This window comes from Rhizobium sp. P1_C7 (genome assembly GCF_056406295.1).
In genome coordinates this window covers 1-18,610 of record NZ_JBFUAL010000045.1, presented here as the reverse complement: position 1 = coordinate 18,610, position 18,610 = coordinate 1, and the positions used below count along the sequence as shown (strand labels likewise).

Annotated in this window: 16 protein-coding genes and 1 tRNA gene; 2 read left to right on the top strand and 15 right to left on the bottom strand. The window is 58.3% G+C overall.

Annotation, left to right across the window (positions count from 1 at the left end; genetic code table 11):
* From AC1D2R_RS31470 to rpsL, 4 genes are all read right to left on the bottom strand, one after another.
* A partial coding sequence (locus AC1D2R_RS31470; RefSeq protein WP_477973683.1) for a GTP-binding protein occupies window positions 1–345 on the bottom strand: 345 nt, incomplete at its 3' end.
* A 68-nt stretch (window positions 346–413) separates the two neighbouring features.
* Window positions 414–2,513, bottom strand: coding sequence for an elongation factor G (gene fusA, locus AC1D2R_RS31465; protein WP_477973681.1), 2,100 nt, complete (start codon window positions 2,511–2,513; stop codon window positions 414–416).
* A 29-nt stretch (window positions 2,514–2,542) separates the two neighbouring features.
* Window positions 2,543–3,013 (bottom strand): 30S ribosomal protein S7, encoded by a 471-nt coding sequence (gene rpsG / locus AC1D2R_RS31460; RefSeq protein ID WP_037068782.1) that lies wholly within the window; start codon window positions 3,011–3,013, stop codon window positions 2,543–2,545.
* Between the two features lie 76 nt (window positions 3,014–3,089).
* A complete protein-coding gene (gene rpsL / locus AC1D2R_RS31455; protein WP_018902683.1) occupies window positions 3,090–3,461 on the bottom strand; it encodes a 30S ribosomal protein S12 in 372 nt (123 codons plus the stop codon).
* 482 nt (window positions 3,462–3,943) lie between these two features.
* Here rpsL and AC1D2R_RS31450 point away from each other — a divergent pair, with 482 nt between their 5' ends.
* Together AC1D2R_RS31450 and AC1D2R_RS31445 are read left to right on the top strand one after the other, a co-directional pair.
* On the top strand, window positions 3,944–4,237 hold the full coding sequence (locus AC1D2R_RS31450; protein ID WP_477973679.1) for a transcriptional regulator: 294 nt from the start codon (window positions 3,944–3,946) through the stop codon (window positions 4,235–4,237).
* Window positions 4,238–4,245: 8 nt separating this feature from the next.
* Window positions 4,246–4,674 (top strand): NUDIX hydrolase, encoded by a 429-nt coding sequence (locus AC1D2R_RS31445; RefSeq protein WP_477973677.1) that lies wholly within the window; start codon window positions 4,246–4,248, stop codon window positions 4,672–4,674.
* A gap of 128 nt (window positions 4,675–4,802) precedes the next feature.
* Here AC1D2R_RS31445 and rpoC read toward each other — a convergent pair whose 3' ends face one another.
* The 11 genes from rpoC to AC1D2R_RS31390 all read right to left on the bottom strand — a co-directional run.
* The gene (gene rpoC / locus AC1D2R_RS31440; protein WP_477973675.1) at window positions 4,803–9,014 is read right to left on the bottom strand and encodes a DNA-directed RNA polymerase subunit beta'; all 4,212 of its coding nucleotides are present in this window, start codon (window positions 9,012–9,014) and stop codon (window positions 4,803–4,805) included.
* A gap of 187 nt (window positions 9,015–9,201) precedes the next feature.
* The gene (gene rpoB, locus AC1D2R_RS31435) at window positions 9,202–13,341 is read right to left on the bottom strand and encodes a DNA-directed RNA polymerase subunit beta (RefSeq protein ID WP_477973673.1); all 4,140 of its coding nucleotides are present in this window, start codon (window positions 13,339–13,341) and stop codon (window positions 9,202–9,204) included.
* 259 nt (window positions 13,342–13,600) lie between these two features.
* Window positions 13,601–13,978 carry a 50S ribosomal protein L7/L12 gene (gene rplL, locus AC1D2R_RS31430; protein ID WP_477973671.1) on the bottom strand — a complete coding sequence of 126 codons (378 nt, stop codon included), beginning with the start codon at window positions 13,976–13,978 and terminating at the stop codon, window positions 13,601–13,603.
* A 58-nt stretch (window positions 13,979–14,036) separates the two neighbouring features.
* Window positions 14,037–14,555, bottom strand: coding sequence for a 50S ribosomal protein L10 (rplJ, locus tag AC1D2R_RS31425; RefSeq protein WP_477973669.1), 519 nt, complete (start codon window positions 14,553–14,555; stop codon window positions 14,037–14,039).
* A 328-nt stretch (window positions 14,556–14,883) separates the two neighbouring features.
* On the bottom strand, window positions 14,884–15,576 hold the full coding sequence (gene rplA, locus AC1D2R_RS31420; protein WP_477973667.1) for a 50S ribosomal protein L1: 693 nt from the start codon (window positions 15,574–15,576) through the stop codon (window positions 14,884–14,886).
* 4 nt (window positions 15,577–15,580) lie between these two features.
* Window positions 15,581–16,012 carry a 50S ribosomal protein L11 gene (gene rplK / locus AC1D2R_RS31415; protein WP_057467169.1) on the bottom strand — a complete coding sequence of 144 codons (432 nt, stop codon included), beginning with the start codon at window positions 16,010–16,012 and terminating at the stop codon, window positions 15,581–15,583.
* Between the two features lie 142 nt (window positions 16,013–16,154).
* Window positions 16,155–16,685, bottom strand: a complete 531-nt coding sequence (gene nusG / locus AC1D2R_RS31410) for a transcription termination/antitermination protein NusG (protein ID WP_037068790.1) — start codon at window positions 16,683–16,685, stop codon at window positions 16,155–16,157.
* A gap of 17 nt (window positions 16,686–16,702) precedes the next feature.
* The gene (gene secE / locus AC1D2R_RS31405; protein ID WP_477973664.1) at window positions 16,703–16,903 is read right to left on the bottom strand and encodes a preprotein translocase subunit SecE; all 201 of its coding nucleotides are present in this window, start codon (window positions 16,901–16,903) and stop codon (window positions 16,703–16,705) included.
* Window positions 16,904–17,091: 188 nt separating this feature from the next.
* Window positions 17,092–17,167 (bottom strand) — tRNA-Trp (locus tag AC1D2R_RS31400).
* 139 nt (window positions 17,168–17,306) lie between these two features.
* Window positions 17,307–18,200, bottom strand: a complete 894-nt coding sequence (locus tag AC1D2R_RS31395; RefSeq protein ID WP_477973662.1) for an NAD-dependent epimerase/dehydratase family protein — start codon at window positions 18,198–18,200, stop codon at window positions 17,307–17,309.
* Between the two features lie 169 nt (window positions 18,201–18,369).
* Window positions 18,370–18,610: EF-Tu C-terminal domain-related protein (locus tag AC1D2R_RS31390; protein ID WP_477971867.1), on the bottom strand; the 241-nt coding region annotated here is incomplete at its 5' end.

Sequence of the window (18,610 nt, the reverse complement as noted above, 5' to 3'; positions counted from 1 at the left end):
GATGTGCTCGCGCGACTGCGGCATCGGGCCGTCAGCGGCAGAGCAAACCAGGATCGCGCCGTCCATCTGCGCGGCACCCGTGATCATGTTCTTGACGTAGTCGGCGTGGCCGGGGCAGTCAACGTGGGCATAGTGACGGTTCGGGGTCTCGTATTCGACGTGGGCCGTCGAAATGGTGATGCCGCGAGCCTTTTCTTCCGGAGCAGCGTCGATCTGGTCGTACGCCTTGTACTCGCCGAAATACTTCGTGATCGCTGCCGTCAGAGACGTCTTGCCGTGGTCAACGTGGCCGATCGTGCCGATGTTAACGTGCGGCTTGTTGCGCTCAAACTTACTCTTTGCCATTTCGGCTCTCCATTCTTGCTAGTCCCCGAGGGGAGCTAATTCTTGTTATCGGTCAATTGGTATTCCGGTCACTTCTGACCGGAATACTTTGCCTGGATCTCGGTTGCGACGTTCGACGGAACCGGCGCGTAATGATCGAAGGTCATCGTGTACTGAGCGCGGCCCTGCGACATGGAGCGCAGGTTGTCGACGTACTTGAACATGTTCGCCAGCGGGACGTTCGCGTTGATGACAACGGCGATACCGCGGCTTTCCTGGCCCTGGATCTGGCCACGACGAGAGTTCAGGTCGCCGATGACGTCGCCGACGTAATCTTCTGGCGTCACGACTTCGACCTTCATCATCGGCTCCAGGAGCTGAGCGCCGGCCTTCTTGGCTGCTTCACGGAAGCAAGCACGCGAGGCGATTTCGAACGCAAGAACCGACGAGTCGACGTCGTGGAAGGCACCGTCGATGAGCGTCGCCTTGACGCCCAGCATCGGGAAGCCAGCCAGCGGGCCGGAAGACAGAACGCTCTCGATGCCCTTCTGAACGCCAGGAATGTATTCCTTCGGAACAGACCCGCCGACGATCTTGGATTCGAACTTGAAATCCTCGCCATCGGGGTTGGGTTCGAAAACGATCTTGACCCGAGCAAACTGACCGGTACCACCGGACTGCTTCTTGTGTGTGTAGTCTTCTTCGTGCTGACGCGTGATCGTTTCGCGATAGGCAACCTGCGGAGCACCGACGGTTGCTTCGACCTTGAATTCGCGACGCATGCGGTCGACGATGATGTCGAGGTGAAGCTCGCCCATGCCTGCGATGATCGTCTGGCCAGATTCCTGGTCAGTCTTTACGCGGAAGGACGGGTCTTCGGCAGCCAGACGGTTGAGGGCGAGGCCCATCTTTTCCTGGTCGCCCTTGGTCTTCGGCTCGATCGCGATCTGGATGACCGGCTCGGGGAATTCCATGCGCTCAAGAATAACGGGCTTCAGCGGATCGCAGAGCGTATCGCCAGTGGTCGTTTCCTTAAGGCCTGCGAGAGCAACGATGTCGCCTGCGAAGGCTTCTTCGATGTCTTCACGCGAGTTGGAGTGCATCTGTAGCATACGGCCGACGCGCTCGCGCTTATCCTTGACCGTGTTGATGACCGATGCGCCCTTTTCGAGCTTGCCGGAGTAGATACGAGCGAACGTGAGCGAACCGACGAAGGGGTCGTTCATGATCTTGAAGGCCAGCATGGACAACGGCTCGCTGTCGTCTGCATGACGCTCGATCTCGGCTTCGGTCTTGAAGTCGATCCCCTTGATCGCTGGAATGTCAAGCGGCGACGGCAGATAGTCGACAACCGCGTCGAGAAGCGGCTGAACGCCCTTGTTCTTGAAGGCCGTGCCGCAGAACATCGGGTGGAACTTCACGTCGATCGTGCCGCGGCGAACAAGCGCACGGATCTGATCGTTGTCAGGCAGAATGCCTTCGAGGTAGGCTTCGGTCGCGGCTTCGTCGATCTCGACAACAGTCTCGATCAGCTTTTCGCGATATTCTTCAGCCTTGGCCTTCATGTCGTCCGGAATTTCAACGACGTCCCACTGGGCGCCGAGCGATTCATCGCGCCAGACGAGAGCGTTCATCTCGATCAGATCGATGACGCCCTTGAACTCGGTTTCCGCGCCGATCGGGAGCTGCATGACGACAGCCGTTGCGCCGAGACGGGTCTTGATCATCTCGACAGAGCGGTAGAAGTCCGCGCCGGTCTTGTCCATCTTGTTGCAGAAGATCATGCGTGGAACGTTGTACTTCTCCGCCTGACGCCAGACGGTCTCCGTCTGCGGCTCTACACCAGCGTTGGCATCGAGAAGAGCAATCGCACCGTCGAGAACGCGAAGCGAACGTTCGACTTCGATCGTGAAGTCGACGTGGCCGGGTGTGTCGATGATGTTGAAGCGACGCATCTTGCCATCACGACCCTTCCAGTAGGTCGTCGTGGCAGCGGAGGTGATCGTGATACCACGCTCCTGCTCCTGCTCCATCCAGTCCATCGTGGCCGCGCCATCGTGCACTTCGCCGATCTTGTGCGACTTGCCGGTGTAGTAAAGGATACGCTCGGTCGTCGTCGTCTTGCCGGCGTCAATGTGCGCCATGATACCGAAATTGCGGTAGTCTTCGATTTTATATTCGCGAGCCATAATGGACTGCCTTTCGATACCGTTCGGAATTACCAGCGATAGTGAGAGAACGCACGGTTGGCATCAGCCATCTTGTGCGTGTCTTCGCGCTTCTTGACGGCGCTACCGCGGTTGTTGGATGCATCGAGAAGCTCGCCGGAAAGGCGATCGACCATGGTCGTTTCGTTACGCTTGCGGGCAGCAGCGATCAGCCAGCGAATAGCGAGAGCCTGACGGCGCTCCGGACGAACGTCGACCGGAACCTGGTACGTCGCACCACCAACGCGGCGCGAACGGACTTCAACGTGCGGGGCAATGTTGTCAAGCGCAGCATGGAACACGATGAGCGGCTCCTGCTTGGACTTGCCCTGTACGGAGTCGAACGCACCGTAGACGATGCTCTCAGCTACGGACTTCTTGCCATCAAGCATGATGGCATTCATGAACTTCGTGACGATCAGATCGCCGAACTTCGGGTCCGGGTTGATCTCGCGCTTTTCTGCTCTGTGACGTCTGGACATACTTCTCGTCTCTTAACCGTTAAGGCGCTTTATCACGCGGAGGACCTCACGCAGCGCCGGATTTCTAAAACCCGAATTACTTCGGACGCTTCGCACCATACTTGGAGCGGCGCTGCTTGCGGTTCTTGACACCCTGGGTATCGAGAACGCCGCGGATGATGTGGTAACGGACACCCGGAAGGTCCTTCACGCGGCCGCCACGGATCATGACAACGGAGTGTTCCTGGAGGTTGTGACCTTCGCCAGGAATGTAACCGATGACTTCAAAGCCATTGGTCAGGCGGATCTTCGCGACCTTACGCAGAGCCGAGTTCGGCTTCTTCGGCGTCGTGGTGTAGACGCGGGTGCAAACACCACGCTTCTGCGGGTTTTCCTGCAGAGCAGGAACCTTGTTACGCTTTACGTTCGGCTGGCGCGGCTTGCGGATCAGCTGGTTTACGGTAGGCATTCAACCATCCCTTACGTTTATATCTCAGACCCTTGCGGGCGTAACTCGCGCCGTCTCCGGCAAGATCACACGCTTGTATCAATGCGCAAAACGTGGCCCGATCCGTTTTCACAGATGGACCACAGAGAGCAGAGGACGCAAAAGAAATGCGTCATGCGTGCAGGCAACATATCTTCAACGTGCGTTTCGAACCTTGTTTGAGGTGATCTCCAGAGCGTGTCGCCCCGGATGGCCATGCCTCACATGGGTTCCGATGGCGCGGGTACTACTGGTTTCCCGTCGTCTCGTCAAGGCTGTTAAGAAATAATCTTCGCGGGAACGCCTTGAAACGCGGCCTTTCGGCCCTCTTTTGAGGCTTTTAGACAAATTCACCAGGTCCGGCCAAGATAAACTTGGGCATTGCAGCGAAAGCAGCTAAGGAATCAAAAAATGCACGCCAAGCGCCTTAAAACAGATTCAAGTTTCGAATCGAAGGACAGAGAATGATTACTAACCCAGACAACGACAACAACACCGAAGGTCCGATGGTCTTCATCATCATCGGCAAGGGATACGAGTCCGATGCCAGCGAGGGTGTCGACCTCCATATTATGCTGAAGGCGGCCGATGACGACAGCGCCGTCCGCGAGGCACTCAACGCGCTCGCCGAAGAAGGTTTCATCGAAGCCGATCTCGATCAGATCGGCATGCTGACGGAGATCCCGGAGGAGGAGCCGCACGCGTCCGCCTATCAGGGCGCCGTTGAAGGCGAAGTTGCAATCATCCGATTCAGCTGAGCCCATCGATGAAGCCGGATGCGACGAAGGTACTGATCTATGCGACCTGGCGCGGCCGGCTTCTTATTTTCGACGAGCCCGACTTCCCCGAAGTCCGGCGGCAGGTCCCGGGTGGCACTGTCGAAGCTGGCGAGGATGTGGTGGCGGCCGCCAGCCGTGAATTCCACGAGGAGACGGGACTGACGTCGCCAACCGCCCTCACCGCGCTTTCCATTCATGACTACCGATTTTCAAAGGGCGGCAGAAGTAACTGCCACCGACGACACTATTTCCATGTCGTTCTCGACGGCGAGCAGCCCGCCACCTGGCTCCACCAGGAACTGACGCCATTTGACGGCGGCGAGCCCATTTTGTTGCGCCTCTTCTGGATAAGCATTGCAGAGGCGAGAGCGACTCTCGGCTATGGCATGGAGCATTCCCTGCACTTGATCGGCTGAAGGCTCCCGCTGGCCCTCAGCCTCGTTGCTCCACCCCATCCACCACCCACCAACGAAAAACCGCCCGGATCGCTCCGGGCGGTTTTCAATTCGTTGGACACCGATTGCTCGGCGGCCGGGGCTACCGACTATTCGGCAGCCGGCGCGCTTTCGCTTGCGAGGTCCTGGAGCATCGGGGTTGCAACATCTGCACCCGTGCCCTTGCGGCGCTCTTCCAGGATCATCTCGTCGCGAGATGTGGCGATACGGCGGATCTGTGTCATGGTGCCACCGGTACCGGCCGGGATCAGACGGCCAACGATGACGTTTTCCTTCAGACCCTGCAGGCCGTCGGTCTTGCCGGCGATCGCAGCTTCCGTCAGAACCTTCGTCGTTTCCTGGAAGGAAGCGGCGGAGATGAAGGACGGCGTCTGCAGCGATGCCTTGGTGATGCCGAGCAGAACCGGATCGCCGTAAGCAGGCTTCTTGCCCTGTTCGATCAGGCCGTCGTTGACGTCTTCGAGCTCGATACGGTCGACATTGTCGCCGACAATATAGGTCGAGTCGCCTGCATCGGTAATTTCCACCTTCTGCAGCATCTGACGGACAATTACTTCGATGTGCTTGTCGTTGATGACAACGCCCTGCAAGCGGTAGACTTCCTGAATTTCATTCACGAGATAGGAAGCCAGAGCCTCCACGCCCTTGATCGCCAGGATGTCGTGCGGAGCCGGGTTACCGTCGAGGATGTAGTCACCCTTTTCGATGTAGTCGCCTTCCTGAAGGTGGAAAGGCTTGCCCTTCGGGATCAGGTATTCGACAGGCTCGACACCGTCTTCCGCCGGTTCGATGATGACCCGACGCTTGTTCTTGTAGTCGCGGCCGAGGCGGATCGTACCATCGATCTCAGCGATGATGGCATGGTCCTTCGGACGACGAGCTTCGAACAGTTCGGCAACACGCGGCAGACCACCTGTGATGTCCTTGGTCTTGGCGCTTTCCAGCGGGGAACGTGCAAGCACGTCACCCTGGGAAACCTTCTGACCCGGCTCGACCGACAGGATTGCGTCGACCGACAGCTGGAAGCGTGCATCCGCACCGCGCGGCAGCTTCATGACGTTGCCGCTGGCATCCTTGATGACGATTGCCGGCTTGAGGTCCGAACCGCGCGGGGTCGAACGCCAATCGATGACCTGACGCTTGGTGATGCCCGTGGATTCGTCGGTCGCCTCGAGAACGGAGAGACCATCGACAACGTCTTCGAACTGAACCGTACCGGCCACTTCCGTCATCATCGGACGGGTGTAGGGGTCCCACTCTGCCAGACGCTGACCGCGCTTGACCTTGTCGCCTTCGTCGACGTGCAACTTCGAACCGTAAGCAACGCGCTGCGAGGAGCGCTCCACGCCGCGTTCGTCCAGGATCTGGACAGTCATGTTGCGACCCATGGCGACGAGAACGCCGTCCGAGTTGCGCAACATATTACGGTTCTTCATCTGCACCGTCCCTTCGTACGACGCTTCGAGGAACGACTGGTCGACCACCGTTGCCGTACCGCCCAAGTGGAAGGTACGCATGGTGAGCTGGGTGCCAGGTTCACCGATCGACTGTGCGGCGATGACGCCTACAGCTTCGCCCATGTTGACCGGCGTACCGCGAGCAAGGTCGCGGCCGTAGCAGACGGCGCAAACGCCGGTCTGGATTTCGCAGGTCAGCGCAGAGCGAATACGGATCGACTGGATACCCGCCTTTTCGATTTCGATGACGTCAGGCTCGAGGATCATCTTGCCGGCATCGACGATTCGCTCGCCGGTGACCGGATGGTCGATATCGTCGAGCGCAGTACGACCGAGGATACGGACGCCGATGGATGCAACGACCTGACCAGCATCAACGATGGCGGTCATGGTGAGGCCGGTATCGGTGCCGCAATCGACCGAGTTGACGATGCAATCCTGCGCGACATCAACGAGACGGCGTGTCAGGTAACCGGAGTTTGCCGTCTTCAGGGCGGTGTCTGCCAGACCCTTACGGGCACCGTGCGTCGAGTTGAAGTACTCGTTGACGGTCAGGCCTTCCTTGAAGTTCGACGTGATCGGCGTTTCAATGATTTCGCCCGACGGCTTGGCCATGAGGCCGCGCATGCCGCCCAGCTGACGCATCTGGTTCGGAGAACCACGGGCGCCGGAGTGCGACATCATGTAGATGGCGTTCATGGGCTTCTGACGACCGGTGGTCTTGTCGAATTCGACGGCCTTGATGCGGGCCATCATGTCTTCGGCGACCTTCTCGGTGGCCTTGCCCCAAGCGTCGACGACCTTGTTGTACTTTTCGCCCTGAGTGATCAGGCCGTCATTGTACTGCTGTTCGTATTCCTTGACCAGATTTTCGGTGTCACCGACGATCTTCGCCTTGGTTTCCGGAATGACCATGTCGTCCTTGCCGAACGAAATGCCGGCGCGGCAAGCATGGCCGAAGCCGAGCTGCATGATGCGGTCGCAGAAAATGACCGTGTCCTTCTGGCCGCAATGGCGATAGACGGCGTCGATCATCTTGGAGATGTTCTTCTTGGTCATTTCCTGGTTGCAGATATCGAAGGTAACCTTGCCGTTCTTCGGCAGAAGTTCGCCAATGAGCAGACGGCCAGGCGTCGTTTCATAGATCTTCGAGTATGGCTTACCATCCTCGTCGATCGACTTGAAGCGGCCGCGAATCTTGGTGTGCAGCGTTACGACCTTGGTTTCGAGCGCATGATGAAGTTCGCCGAGGTCGGAGAAAGCCATGCCTTCGCCCGGCTCGTTCTGGTTCATGATCGAGAGGTAATAGAGGCCGAGAACCATGTCCTGCGACGGAACGATGATCGGCGCACCGTTTGCAGGGTGAAGGATGTTGTTCGTCGACATCATCAGAACGCGAGCTTCGAGCTGGGCTTCGAGCGACAGCGGCACGTGAACGGCCATCTGGTCACCGTCGAAGTCGGCGTTGAAGGCCGTGCAGACGAGCGGATGCAACTGGATGGCCTTGCCTTCGACCAGGGTAGGTTCGAAGGCCTGGATGCCCAGGCGGTGCAACGTCGGCGCGCGGTTCAAGAGAACCGGATGCTCCCGGATGACCTCGTCGAGGATATCCCAAACTTCCGGCTTTTCCTTTTCTACCAGCTTCTTCGCCTGCTTGACGGTCGAGGAATAACCCTTGGCGTCGAGGCGGGCGTAGATGAATGGCTTGAAAAGCTCGAGCGCCATCTTCTTCGGAAGACCGCACTGGTGAAGCTTGAGTTCCGGGCCGGTGACGATGACCGAACGGCCGGAATAGTCGACGCGCTTGCCGAGCAGGTTCTGACGGAAGCGGCCCTGCTTGCCCTTGAGCATGTCGGACAGCGACTTCAGCGGACGCTTGTTGGCACCGGTGATGACGCGGCCACGGCGGCCGTTGTCGAACAGCGCGTCCACGGATTCCTGCAGCATGCGCTTCTCGTTGCGGATGATGATACCCGGCGCTCGAAGCTCGATCAGACGCTTCAGACGGTTGTTGCGGTTGATGACGCGGCGATAGAGATCGTTAAGGTCGGACGTCGCGAAACGACCGCCGTCGAGCGGAACAAGCGGACGCAGATCCGGCGGAATCACCGGAACGACCTTCATGATCATCCACTCCGGCCGGTTGCCGGATTCCATGAAGTTCTCGACGATCTTCAGGCGCTTCATCAGCTTCTTCTGCTTGAGATCCGACGTGGTGTCAGCGAGATCGGAGCGGAGGTCGCCAGCGATCTTCTCAAGGTTCATCGAGGCCAGCATCTCGTAGATGGCTTCAGCACCGATCATAGCCGTGAACTGGTCTTCGCCGTATTCGTCGACGGCCAGCATGTACTCTTCTTCCGAGAGGAGCTGGTGCTCCTTGAGGGCCGTCAGGCCCGGCTCGGTGACAATGTAGTTTTCGAAGTAGAGAACGCGCTCCACATCCTTCAGGGTCATGTCGAGCAGCGTCGAGATGCGGCTCGGCAGCGACTTCAGGAACCAGATGTGGGCAACGGGCGCTGCAAGCTCGATGTGGCCCATGCGCTCACGGCGAACGCGCGACAGCGTAACTTCGACGCCGCACTTTTCGCAAATGATGCCCTTGTACTTCATGCGCTTGTACTTGCCGCACAGGCACTCGTAGTCCTTGATAGGGCCAAAGATGCGCGCACAGAAAAGACCATCGCGTTCCGGCTTGAACGTACGATAGTTGATCGTTTCCGGCTTCTTGATCTCACCATAAGACCAGGAGAGAATCTTCTCCGGAGACGCAATCGAAATCCGGATGGAATCGAAATTCTGCGCAGGCACCTGCGGATTGAAAAGATTCATGACCTCTTGGTTCATGCCTGTCTCCTTCATGGGCGTAGCGCCCTCAAACTGCGATGGTCGGCGGCAATTCCCGGGCGCCGCGCCATAGCAAAAAACGACAATAACCGCAAAATGCGGCGAAATCGTCCCTGCCCGGCCGACACGATACGGGGCCCGAGCGGGAACGGTGTGCGCTGCAGGACAGCGCACACCCTATCAATGGTTACTCGGCAGCATCCGGCAGCTGGCCTGCCTGCTGCTCATCGAGCTTCGAGTTCTCGAGCTCGACGGAGAGACCCAGCGAGCGCATTTCCTTGACGAGAACGTTGAAGCTTTCCGGAATACCGGCTTCGAACGTATCGTCGCCACGGACGATGGCTTCGTAGACCTTGGTGCGGCCGGCGACGTCGTCCGACTTCACCGTCAGCATTTCCTGCAGCGTGTAGGCTGCACCATATGCTTCCAGAGCCCAGACTTCCATTTCACCGAAGCGCTGACCGCCGAACTGCGCCTTGCCGCCCAGCGGCTGCTGGGTAACGAGCGAGTAAGGACCGATCGAACGGGCGTGGATCTTGTCGTCGACCAGGTGGTTCAGCTTCAGCATGTAGATGTAGCCAACCGTGACCTGGCGGTCGAACTGCTCGCCGGTACGGCCGTCGTACAGTGTCGACTGACCGCTCTCCTTGAGACCAGCAAGAGCCAGCATGTCGTTGACGTCACCTTCGTGCGCACCGTCGAAGACCGGCGTTGCAATTGAGACACCACGCTTCCACTGGTCTGCCAGACGCAGGACCGAGTCGTCATCGAAGTCCTTGACCTGCTCGGCCTTCGGACCGTCGCCAACCACGTCGCCGATCGTCTTGCGAAGCGGCTCGATGTTGCCGTTGGCCTTGTACGCTTCGATCAGTTCACCGATCTGGCGACCCATGCCGGCACAAGCCCAGCCAAGGTGCGTTTCGAGAATCTGACCGACGTTCATGCGCGAAGGCACGCCCAGCGGGTTCAGAACGACGTCGACGTGCGTACCATCTTCCAGGAACGGCATGTCTTCGACCGGCACGATACGCGATACGACACCCTTGTTGCCGTGACGGCCAGCCATCTTGTCGCCCGGCTGGATCTTGCGCTTCACAGCAACGAAGACCTTGACCATCTTCATGACGCCTGGAGGCATTTCGTCGCCGCGCTGGACCTTTTCAACCTTATCCATGAAGCGCTGTTCAAGGCGCGACTTGGACTCATCGTACTGCCCGCGCAGAGCCTCGAGTTCGCTCTGGACCTTTTCGTCTTCGACCGCGAACATCCACCACTGCGAGCGGGGATATTCGGAGACGACGGCGTTCGCCAGCTCGGTGCCCTTCTTGAAGCCCTTCGGGCCTGCAATAGCGACCTGACCGCGGAGCATGTCAACCAAACGGCCGTAGACGTTACGGTCGAGGATCGCCTGCTCGTCGTCGCGGTCCTTTGCAAGACGCTCGATCTCTTCGCGCTCGATGGCCATCGCGCGCTCGTCTTTTTCAACGCCGTGGCGGTTGAAGACGCGTACTTCGACAATCGTTCCGTAGGTGCCCGGAGGCATACGCATGGACGTATCGCGGACGTCGGATGCCTTTTCACCGAAGATGGCGCGCAGAAGCTTTTCTTCCGGCGTCATCGGACTTTCGCCCTTCGGCGTGATCTTGCCGACCAGGATATCGCCCGGCTGAACCTCGGCCCCGATGTAGACGATGCCGGCTTCGTCGAGGTTCTTCAGCGCTTCTTCCGAAACGTTCGGAATGTCGCGCGTGATTTCTTCCGGACCAAGCTTGGTGTCACGCGCCATGACTTCGAATTCTTCGATGTGGATCGAGGTGAACACGTCGTCGGCAACGATGCGCTCGGAGAGCAGAATCGAGTCTTCGTAGTTGTAGCCGTTCCACGGCATAAACGCGACGAGCGCGTTGCGGCCGAGTGCGAGATCGCCCAGATCCGTCGACGGACCGTCAGCGAGGATGTCGCCGCGGTTGACAACGTCACCGACGGTAACCAGCGGGCGCTGGTTGACGCAGGTATTCTGGTTCGAACGCTGGAACTTCTGCAGGCGGTAGATATCAACGCCGGATTTGCCAGCTTCGAGGTCTTCCGTTGCACGGATAACGATACGCGTCGCGTCGACTTGGTCGACCACGCCACCGCGGCGGGCGCCGATAGCAGCACCAGAGTCGCGAGCAACGACGGGCTCCATGCCGGTGCCGACGAACGGCGCTTCAGCACGCAGCAGCGGCACAGCCTGACGCTGCATGTTCGAGCCCATGAGAGCACGGTTGGCGTCGTCGTTTTCCAGGAACGGGATGAGAGCGGCGGCAACCGAAACAACCTGCTTCGGCGAGACGTCCATCAGGTTCATGCTGTCGCGCGGAGCGAGCATAACTTCACCGGCATGACGGCAAACAACGAATTCGTCGACGAAGGAGCCTTCCTTGTCGAGCTCGGCATTGGCCTGCGCGACGTAGTACTTCGCTTCCTCCATTGCGGAGAGGTAAAGAACGTCGCTCGTCACCTTGCCGTCAACGATCCGGCGGTACGGACTTTCGATGAAGCCGTACTTGTTGACACGTGCGAAGGTCGCAAGGCTGTTGATCAGACCGATGTTCGGGCCTTCCGGCGTCTCGATCGGGCAAATACGGCCATAGTGGGTCGGATGAACGTCGCGCACTTCGAAACCGGCGCGCTCGCGGGTCAGACCACCCGGGCCAAGGGCCGATAGGCGGCGCTTGTGGGTGATTTCCGAGAGCGGGTTGACCTGGTCCATGAACTGCGAGAGCTGCGAGGAGCCGAAGAATTCGCGAACAGCGGCAGCTGCCGGCTTCGCGTTGATCAGATCCTGCGGCATGACCGTGTCGATTTCGATCGAGGACATACGCTCCTTGATCGCGCGTTCCATGCGGAGCAGGCCGAGACGGTACTGGTTTTCCATCAATTCGCCGACCGAGCGAACACGGCGGTTGCCAAGGTTATCGATATCGTCGATCTCGCCCTTGCCGTCGCGCAGTTCGACCAGCATCTTGACCACAGCCAGGATGTCGTCCTTGCGCAGGATACGGACGGTATCTTCGACGTCGAGGTCGAGACGCATGTTCATCTTCACGCGGCCAACGGCGGAGAGGTCGTAACGCTCCGCATCGAAGAACAGCGAGTTGAACATGGCTTCGGCCGATTCCATGGTCGGCGGTTCACCCGGACGCATGACGCGGTAGATGTCGAACAGAGCGTCCTGGCGGTTCTCGTTCTTGTCGGCGTTCAACGTGTTGCGGATGTAGGCACCGACGTTGATGTGGTCGATACCGAGAACCGGGATTTCGTCGAATCCGTTGGCCAGGATGATCGGCAGGGTCTTCTCATCGATTTCGTCGCCTGCCTCAAGGTAGATTTCACCCGTCGAGTAGTTGACGATGTCTTCGGCGAGGAAGTTGCCATACAGGTCTTCGTCGGTCGCCTTGAGGGCCTTGAGGCCCTTGTCGGACAGCGTGCGAAGCAGACGTGGGGTGAGCTTCTTGCCGCCTTCGACAACGACTTCGCCAGTGTCGGCGTCGACCATGTCGGTGATCGTCTTCGCACCCTTCAGGGTCTCCGGCGTAAACGGAATACGCCAACCCTTGCCGTCGCGGGCATAGTTCGACTTCGTATAGAACGTCGACAGGATTTCTTCGCCATCCATGCCCAGCGCCATCAGCAGCGACGTCACCGGCAACTTGCGGCGGCGGTCGATACGGGCGTAGACAATGTCCTTGGCGTCGAACTCGATGTCGAGCCACGAACCGCGGTAAGGAATGACGCGCGCTGCAAAGAGCAGCTTGCCGGAAGAATGGCTCTTGCCCTTGTCGTGGTCGAAGAAGACGCCCGGCGAGCGGTGCATCTGGGACACGATAACGCGCTCGGTGCCGTTCACGATGAACGTGCCGTTGTTCGTCATGAGCGGCATGTCGCCCATGTAAACGCTCTGTTCCTTGATGTCCTTGATGGACTTCGCACCCGTATCCTCGTCGATATCGAACACGATGAGACGGAGAGTAACCTTTAGCGGCGCGGCATAGGTAAGGTCGCGCTGCCGGCATTCATCGACGTCGAACTTCGGCAGTTCGAACTCATAGGACACGAACTCCAGCATCGAAGCGCCGGAGAAATCCGTGATCGGGAAAACGGACTTGAAGACGGCCTGTAGGCCCTCGTCAGGACGACCGCCCTTGGGCTCTTCAACCATCAGGAATTGATCATACGATGCCTTCTGAACCTCGATGAGGTTCGGCATCTCTGCTACTTCTGGAATCTTACCGAAAAACTTGCGTACGCGCCTACGACCGTTGAACGAAAGGGTCTGAGCCATCGTCGCTCCTTCAAAAATTGCATCCGGGCCTGCAACGGACGGGAACCGATGGCCAGTCGACCCCGTCAATCAATGAGTAGTTCAATCTCGTCTCACTTCCCGAAACTGCGAGGCCGGAGTGCCTACACGTCTCGGTTCGAGACCATCCTCTTGAAGAACCCATTACCCAAGAGCCGGTTTCACGCGGCTTTTGGGTAATTCGTTCCAGAAAACGACAAATGGGAGGCAGGAAAATCTGCCTCCCAAATGCAATTCAAGATTACTTAACGTCGGCCTTGGCGCCGGCGTCTTCAAGCTTCTTCTTGATGTCAGCAGCTTCAGCCTTGGAAACAGCTTCCTTGACAGCCTTCGGAGCGCCTTCGACGAGGTCCTTGGCTTCCTTGAGGCCCAGGCCGGTGATTGCGCGGACTTCCTTGATGACGTTGATCTTGTTGGCGCCAGCGTCAACCAGGATAACGTCGAACTCGGTCTTTTCTTCTTCAACGACAGCAGCAGCACCACCGCCAGCAGCGGCAGCAACAGCTACCGGAGCAGCAGCGGAAACGCCCCACTTTTCTTCAAGAAGCTTGGACAGTTCTGCGGCTTCCAGAACGGTCAGCGCGGAGAGGTCTTCAACGATCTTTACGAGATCAGCCATGATATCAGTTCCTTTTGTTCGGTTCGAACCGGTTGTTTATAAACAGCAAAAAACCGCCTTATGCGGCTTCGTCCTTCTTGGCGTAAGCCGAAAACACGCGAGCAAGCTGACTTGCCGGTGCTGCAACAACGCCTGCGATGCGGGTAGCCGGAGTCTGGATCATGCCCAGCAGCTTCGCGCGCAGTTCGTCCAACGAAGGCAGGGTCGCAAGCGACTTGACTGCATCAGCGTTGAGCGTGGTTGTTCCCATGGCCCCGCCCAGTACAACGATCTTGTCGTTGCCCTTGGCGAAATCCACGACGACTTTCGGAGCGGTGATCGGATCGACGCTGTATGCAATCAGCGTCTGACCTGTGAAGAGATTGGAAATCCCTTCCGCTTCCGTACCCTGAAGGGCGATCTTGGCCAGGCGGTTCTTCGCGACTTTGACGGTGCCGCCAGCAGCGCGCATCTTCGAACGAAAGTCGTTCATCTGCGCGACTGTAGCACCAGCATAGTGGGCCACGACAACTGAGCCCGAAGCCTTGAAGACTTCGTTCAGTTCCGTGACGAATTCGCGTTTTTCCGCTCTTTCCACTGCCTATCTCCAGTTGGCGGGACCGCAAAACGGACCCACCGGGTTGCCTTTGCCTCCTGGGATCAGAATAGATCCCAAGCGACGCTTGAGGATCCTGTCCCCTCGCGCTCCGCGCCAGATAAGGCTAAGAGGCACAAGGCATCCAAGGCTCGAACCAAATCCATCGAAGCACAGCTTCATGCAATTCGGGTCTTACCCGTCTCATGCAGGCGAAGTGATTAAGGGAAAACCACCTGCAATCTCGGACAGGATTCCGGATTTCTCCGGAATATTCCGGCCCCTTGCGAGGCCGGAATTCTTTGAACCGGACGAAGTCCGGAAATAAAATTTAAGCGGCCGTAACCGACGACGGGTCGATCTTGACGCCCGGGCCCATGGTCGAAGAGATCGCTACGCGCTTGACGTAGTTGCCCTTCGCGCCAGCCGGCTTCGCCTTGATAACAGCGTCGGCGAAAGCCTTGATGTTTTCTTCAAGAGCCTTGGCGTCGAACGAAGCCTTGCCGATGCCGGCGTGGACGATACCAGCCTTCTCGACGCGGAACTCGACAGCGCCGCCCTTGGAAGCCTTCACGGCACCGGCGACGTCCATCGTGACTGTTCCGACCTTCGGATTCGGCATCATGCCACGCGGGCCGAGAACCTTACCAAGGCGGCCGACGAGCGGCATCATGTCCGGGGTTGCGATGCAGCGATCGAAGTCGATCTTGCCACCCTGAACGATTTCGACCAACTCTTCAGCGCCGACGATGTCAGCACCCGCAGCCTTGGCTTCATCAGCCTTGGCGCCACGAGCGAAGACAGCAACGCGAACGTCGCGGCCCGTGCCGTTCGGCAGGTTGACCACGCCGCGGACCATCTGGTCTGCGTGACGCGGATCGACGCCGAGGTTCATTGCAACTTCGATGGTCTCATCGAACTTGGCGACAGCCCGTTCCTTGACCATGCCGATAGCAAGGTTCAAATCGTAGAGCTTTGTAGGATCAACACCTTCGTTGATCTTCTTGGTGCGCTTGCCAGCCATGGTCTTAACCTACCACTTCCAGGCCCATGGCGCGGGCAGAGCCCTCAATCATCGCCATTGCACCTTCGATATTCGCCGCGTTCAGATCCTTCATCTTGGCTTCTGCGATGGCCTTGACCTGAGCCTTGGTCAGCTTGCCAACAGCAGCGCCCTTGCCGGGCGTCTTGGAGCCGGACTGGATCTTCGCTTCCTTCTTGATGAAGTAGCTGACCGGCGGCTGCTTCATGATGAAGGTGAAAGACTTGTCCTGGTAATAGGTGATGACGACCGGAATCGGCATACCCTTTTCCAGTTCCTGCGTAGCGGCGTTGAACGCCTTGCAGAATTCCATAATATTAACGCCACGCTGACCAAGCGCCGGACCAATTGGCGGGGACGGGTTTGCCGATCCTGCCTTGACCTGAAGCTTGAGCTGGCCTGCAACTTTCTTAGCCATATCTCTCTGCCTTTCATTGATGACCGGTTACCCGGCCAGTGATGCCGGATCCCTCCGGCGGCTGCGGTTGCGTGGTGCGGCACCAGGGGTCCGGCTAAGGCCCCTTACCTTCCACGCGGTTCGCGGTTTTCACCGCGGCCGATCAGACCTTTTCGACCTGAGCGTATTCCAGTTCGACCGGCGTAGCGCGGCCAAAGATCGACACTTCCACCTTCAGGCGCGAACGCTCTTCGTCCACATCCTGAACCGTGCCATTGAACGAAGCGAACGGACCGTCGGAAACACGGACCTGCTCGCCGATCTCGAACGTGACTGACGATTTCGGCCGCTCGACGCCTTCCTGGACCTGACCCAGGATGCGCTCTGCCTCGTAGTCAGGAATCGGAACGGGCTTATTGTCCGAACCGAGGAATCCCGTGACTTTCGGCGTGTTCTTGATCAGGTGGTAGGCTTCATCCGTCAGGTTGGCACGAACGAGAACGTAGCCCGGGAAGAACTTTCGCTCGGAATCGACCTTACGGCCGCGACGCACCTCAACCACCTTTTCAGTCGGAACGAGAATCTTTTCAAAAAGATGCTGCAGTCCCTTCTGCTTGGCCTTCTCCTCTATGGATTCAGCCACTTTCTTCTCAAAATTCGAATACGCGTGGACGATATACCAACGTGCCGCCATCTTATATCTCCACCCGTTCAGTTGCCGACGTTGAGCACAAAGCCCAGAAGCCAGCTTATGAGCTGGTCAGCAGCAAAGAAGAACAGCGCGGCAAAAACCACCATGACAAGCACCATGACCGTCGAGATCATCGTCTCGCGGCGCGACGGCCAAGTAACTTTCGACGTCTCCGTGCGGACCTGCTGCAGAAACGTAAACGGATTAGATTTGGATGCCATCGACTGCCCACGCAATTACGGCGCGTAAAGCTGAACATATCAGCCCCACGCACCGCGTGTCTGTTGAACCCTACATAAACACCGATTCCCGAATATACAAGAGGGAAACCGAGGCTTAACGAAATTAGCCATAGTCGCCTCCCCGAATGGAACGCTGCGGAAAAGCCGCGCTGTCCATTCAAGGAAGATGGCAGGGGCAGTAAGGCTCGAACTTACGACCTGCGGTTTTGGAGACCGCCGCTCTACCAACTGAGCTATACCCCTTCACGCTTTGCATTCAGCCCTTTGACCCGTGAGCCCCGAAGCATGACTGCAAGCATGGGGCTCCTTTAAGACGGCGGCGCAGGATTGGCAAGTGCGTTTTTCGATTTTTCCAATTCCGCGTCTCGCCGCGATGCACCGATCAGACGTTTACGTATTTGCGCCAGTCGTGTTCCTCCTTGAAACCCAACACCTCGCGAATTTTCCGGTTGGAGAGCAAGCTCTCATACTCGCCGATATCGCGCGTGAACGGCACATTCGGGAAGAACCGCCGGGCAAGGTCTCGTGACGGCGTGTTCGCCGAAACGGTGTCGTTCGAGGCATTGAACACCTGGAAACCCAAGCCATCCTTCTCGATGCACAGATGGCATATCTGCCCGAGATCCCGTGCATCTATATAGCTCCAGGCGATTCGCTTTCTCATTTCTGGATTGGCGAAATAGGTCGGAAACTTCTCATACTCGTGCGGTTCTATGACATTTCCGATTCGCAACGCGTAAATGTCGAAGCCCGAACGCTCGGCAAAAGCCCGCGCAGTCTTCTCGTTGACGACCTTCGACAAACCGTAGGAGTCCATTGGATTGACGTCGTAGTCTTCTTCCAGCGGAAACTGGTGGAAGTCGCGATGCCCCTCGGCGAAGCACACGCCATAGGTCGTCTCACTGGAGGCGACGACAATCTTCCTGATGCCAAGCTTCACCGCCGCTTCGATCACGTTGTACGTGCCCATTGCGTTGATGCGGAACGTCTCGTTGTCAGGCTTGATCAGGATCCGCGGAATAGCGGCGAAATGGACGACCGCATGGTAGGGCTGCACGCCCCTGCCCGCCTCAAGATCCGGAAAGTCACGGTGCATCGAAAGCGCATTGAACACTTGGCCGCCATCGGTGATATCGACGATCAGATTGGTGACGCCTGGGCTGTCGAGCGGCACGAGATCGACATTATGGACTTCATAGCCGGCGTTCACCAGCCATGGCACAGCGTGCCGTCCAGCCTTGCCCGAGCCGCCGGTGAAGAGTATGCGCTTTTTCATGATATCCTCCGCCTTACGAGATCGCGGGGATAGATAACGGCTTTGCCGGCAAGCGCAAGGGAGCGCGAGCCCGATCGTGGTGGCCGAGCTGCAACTTGCCATCCCCGCGCAATGAGAAAGGCCCCAGCGTTTCCGCCAGGGCCTTTCCAAATTCTCGACAATCCGAAGACTACTCGACGATGGAGGCAACGATGCCGGCGCCGACGGTACGGCCGCCTTCGCGGATCGCGAAGCGCAGCTTTTCTTCCATTGCGATCGGAACGATAAGCTCGACGGCAACCGTAACGTTGTCGCCAGGCATAACCATTTCCGTGCCTTCCGGAAGCGAAACGATGCCGGTCACGTCAGTCGTACGGAAGTAGAACTGAGGACGGTAGTTCGTGAAGAACGGCGTGTGACGGCCGCCTTCT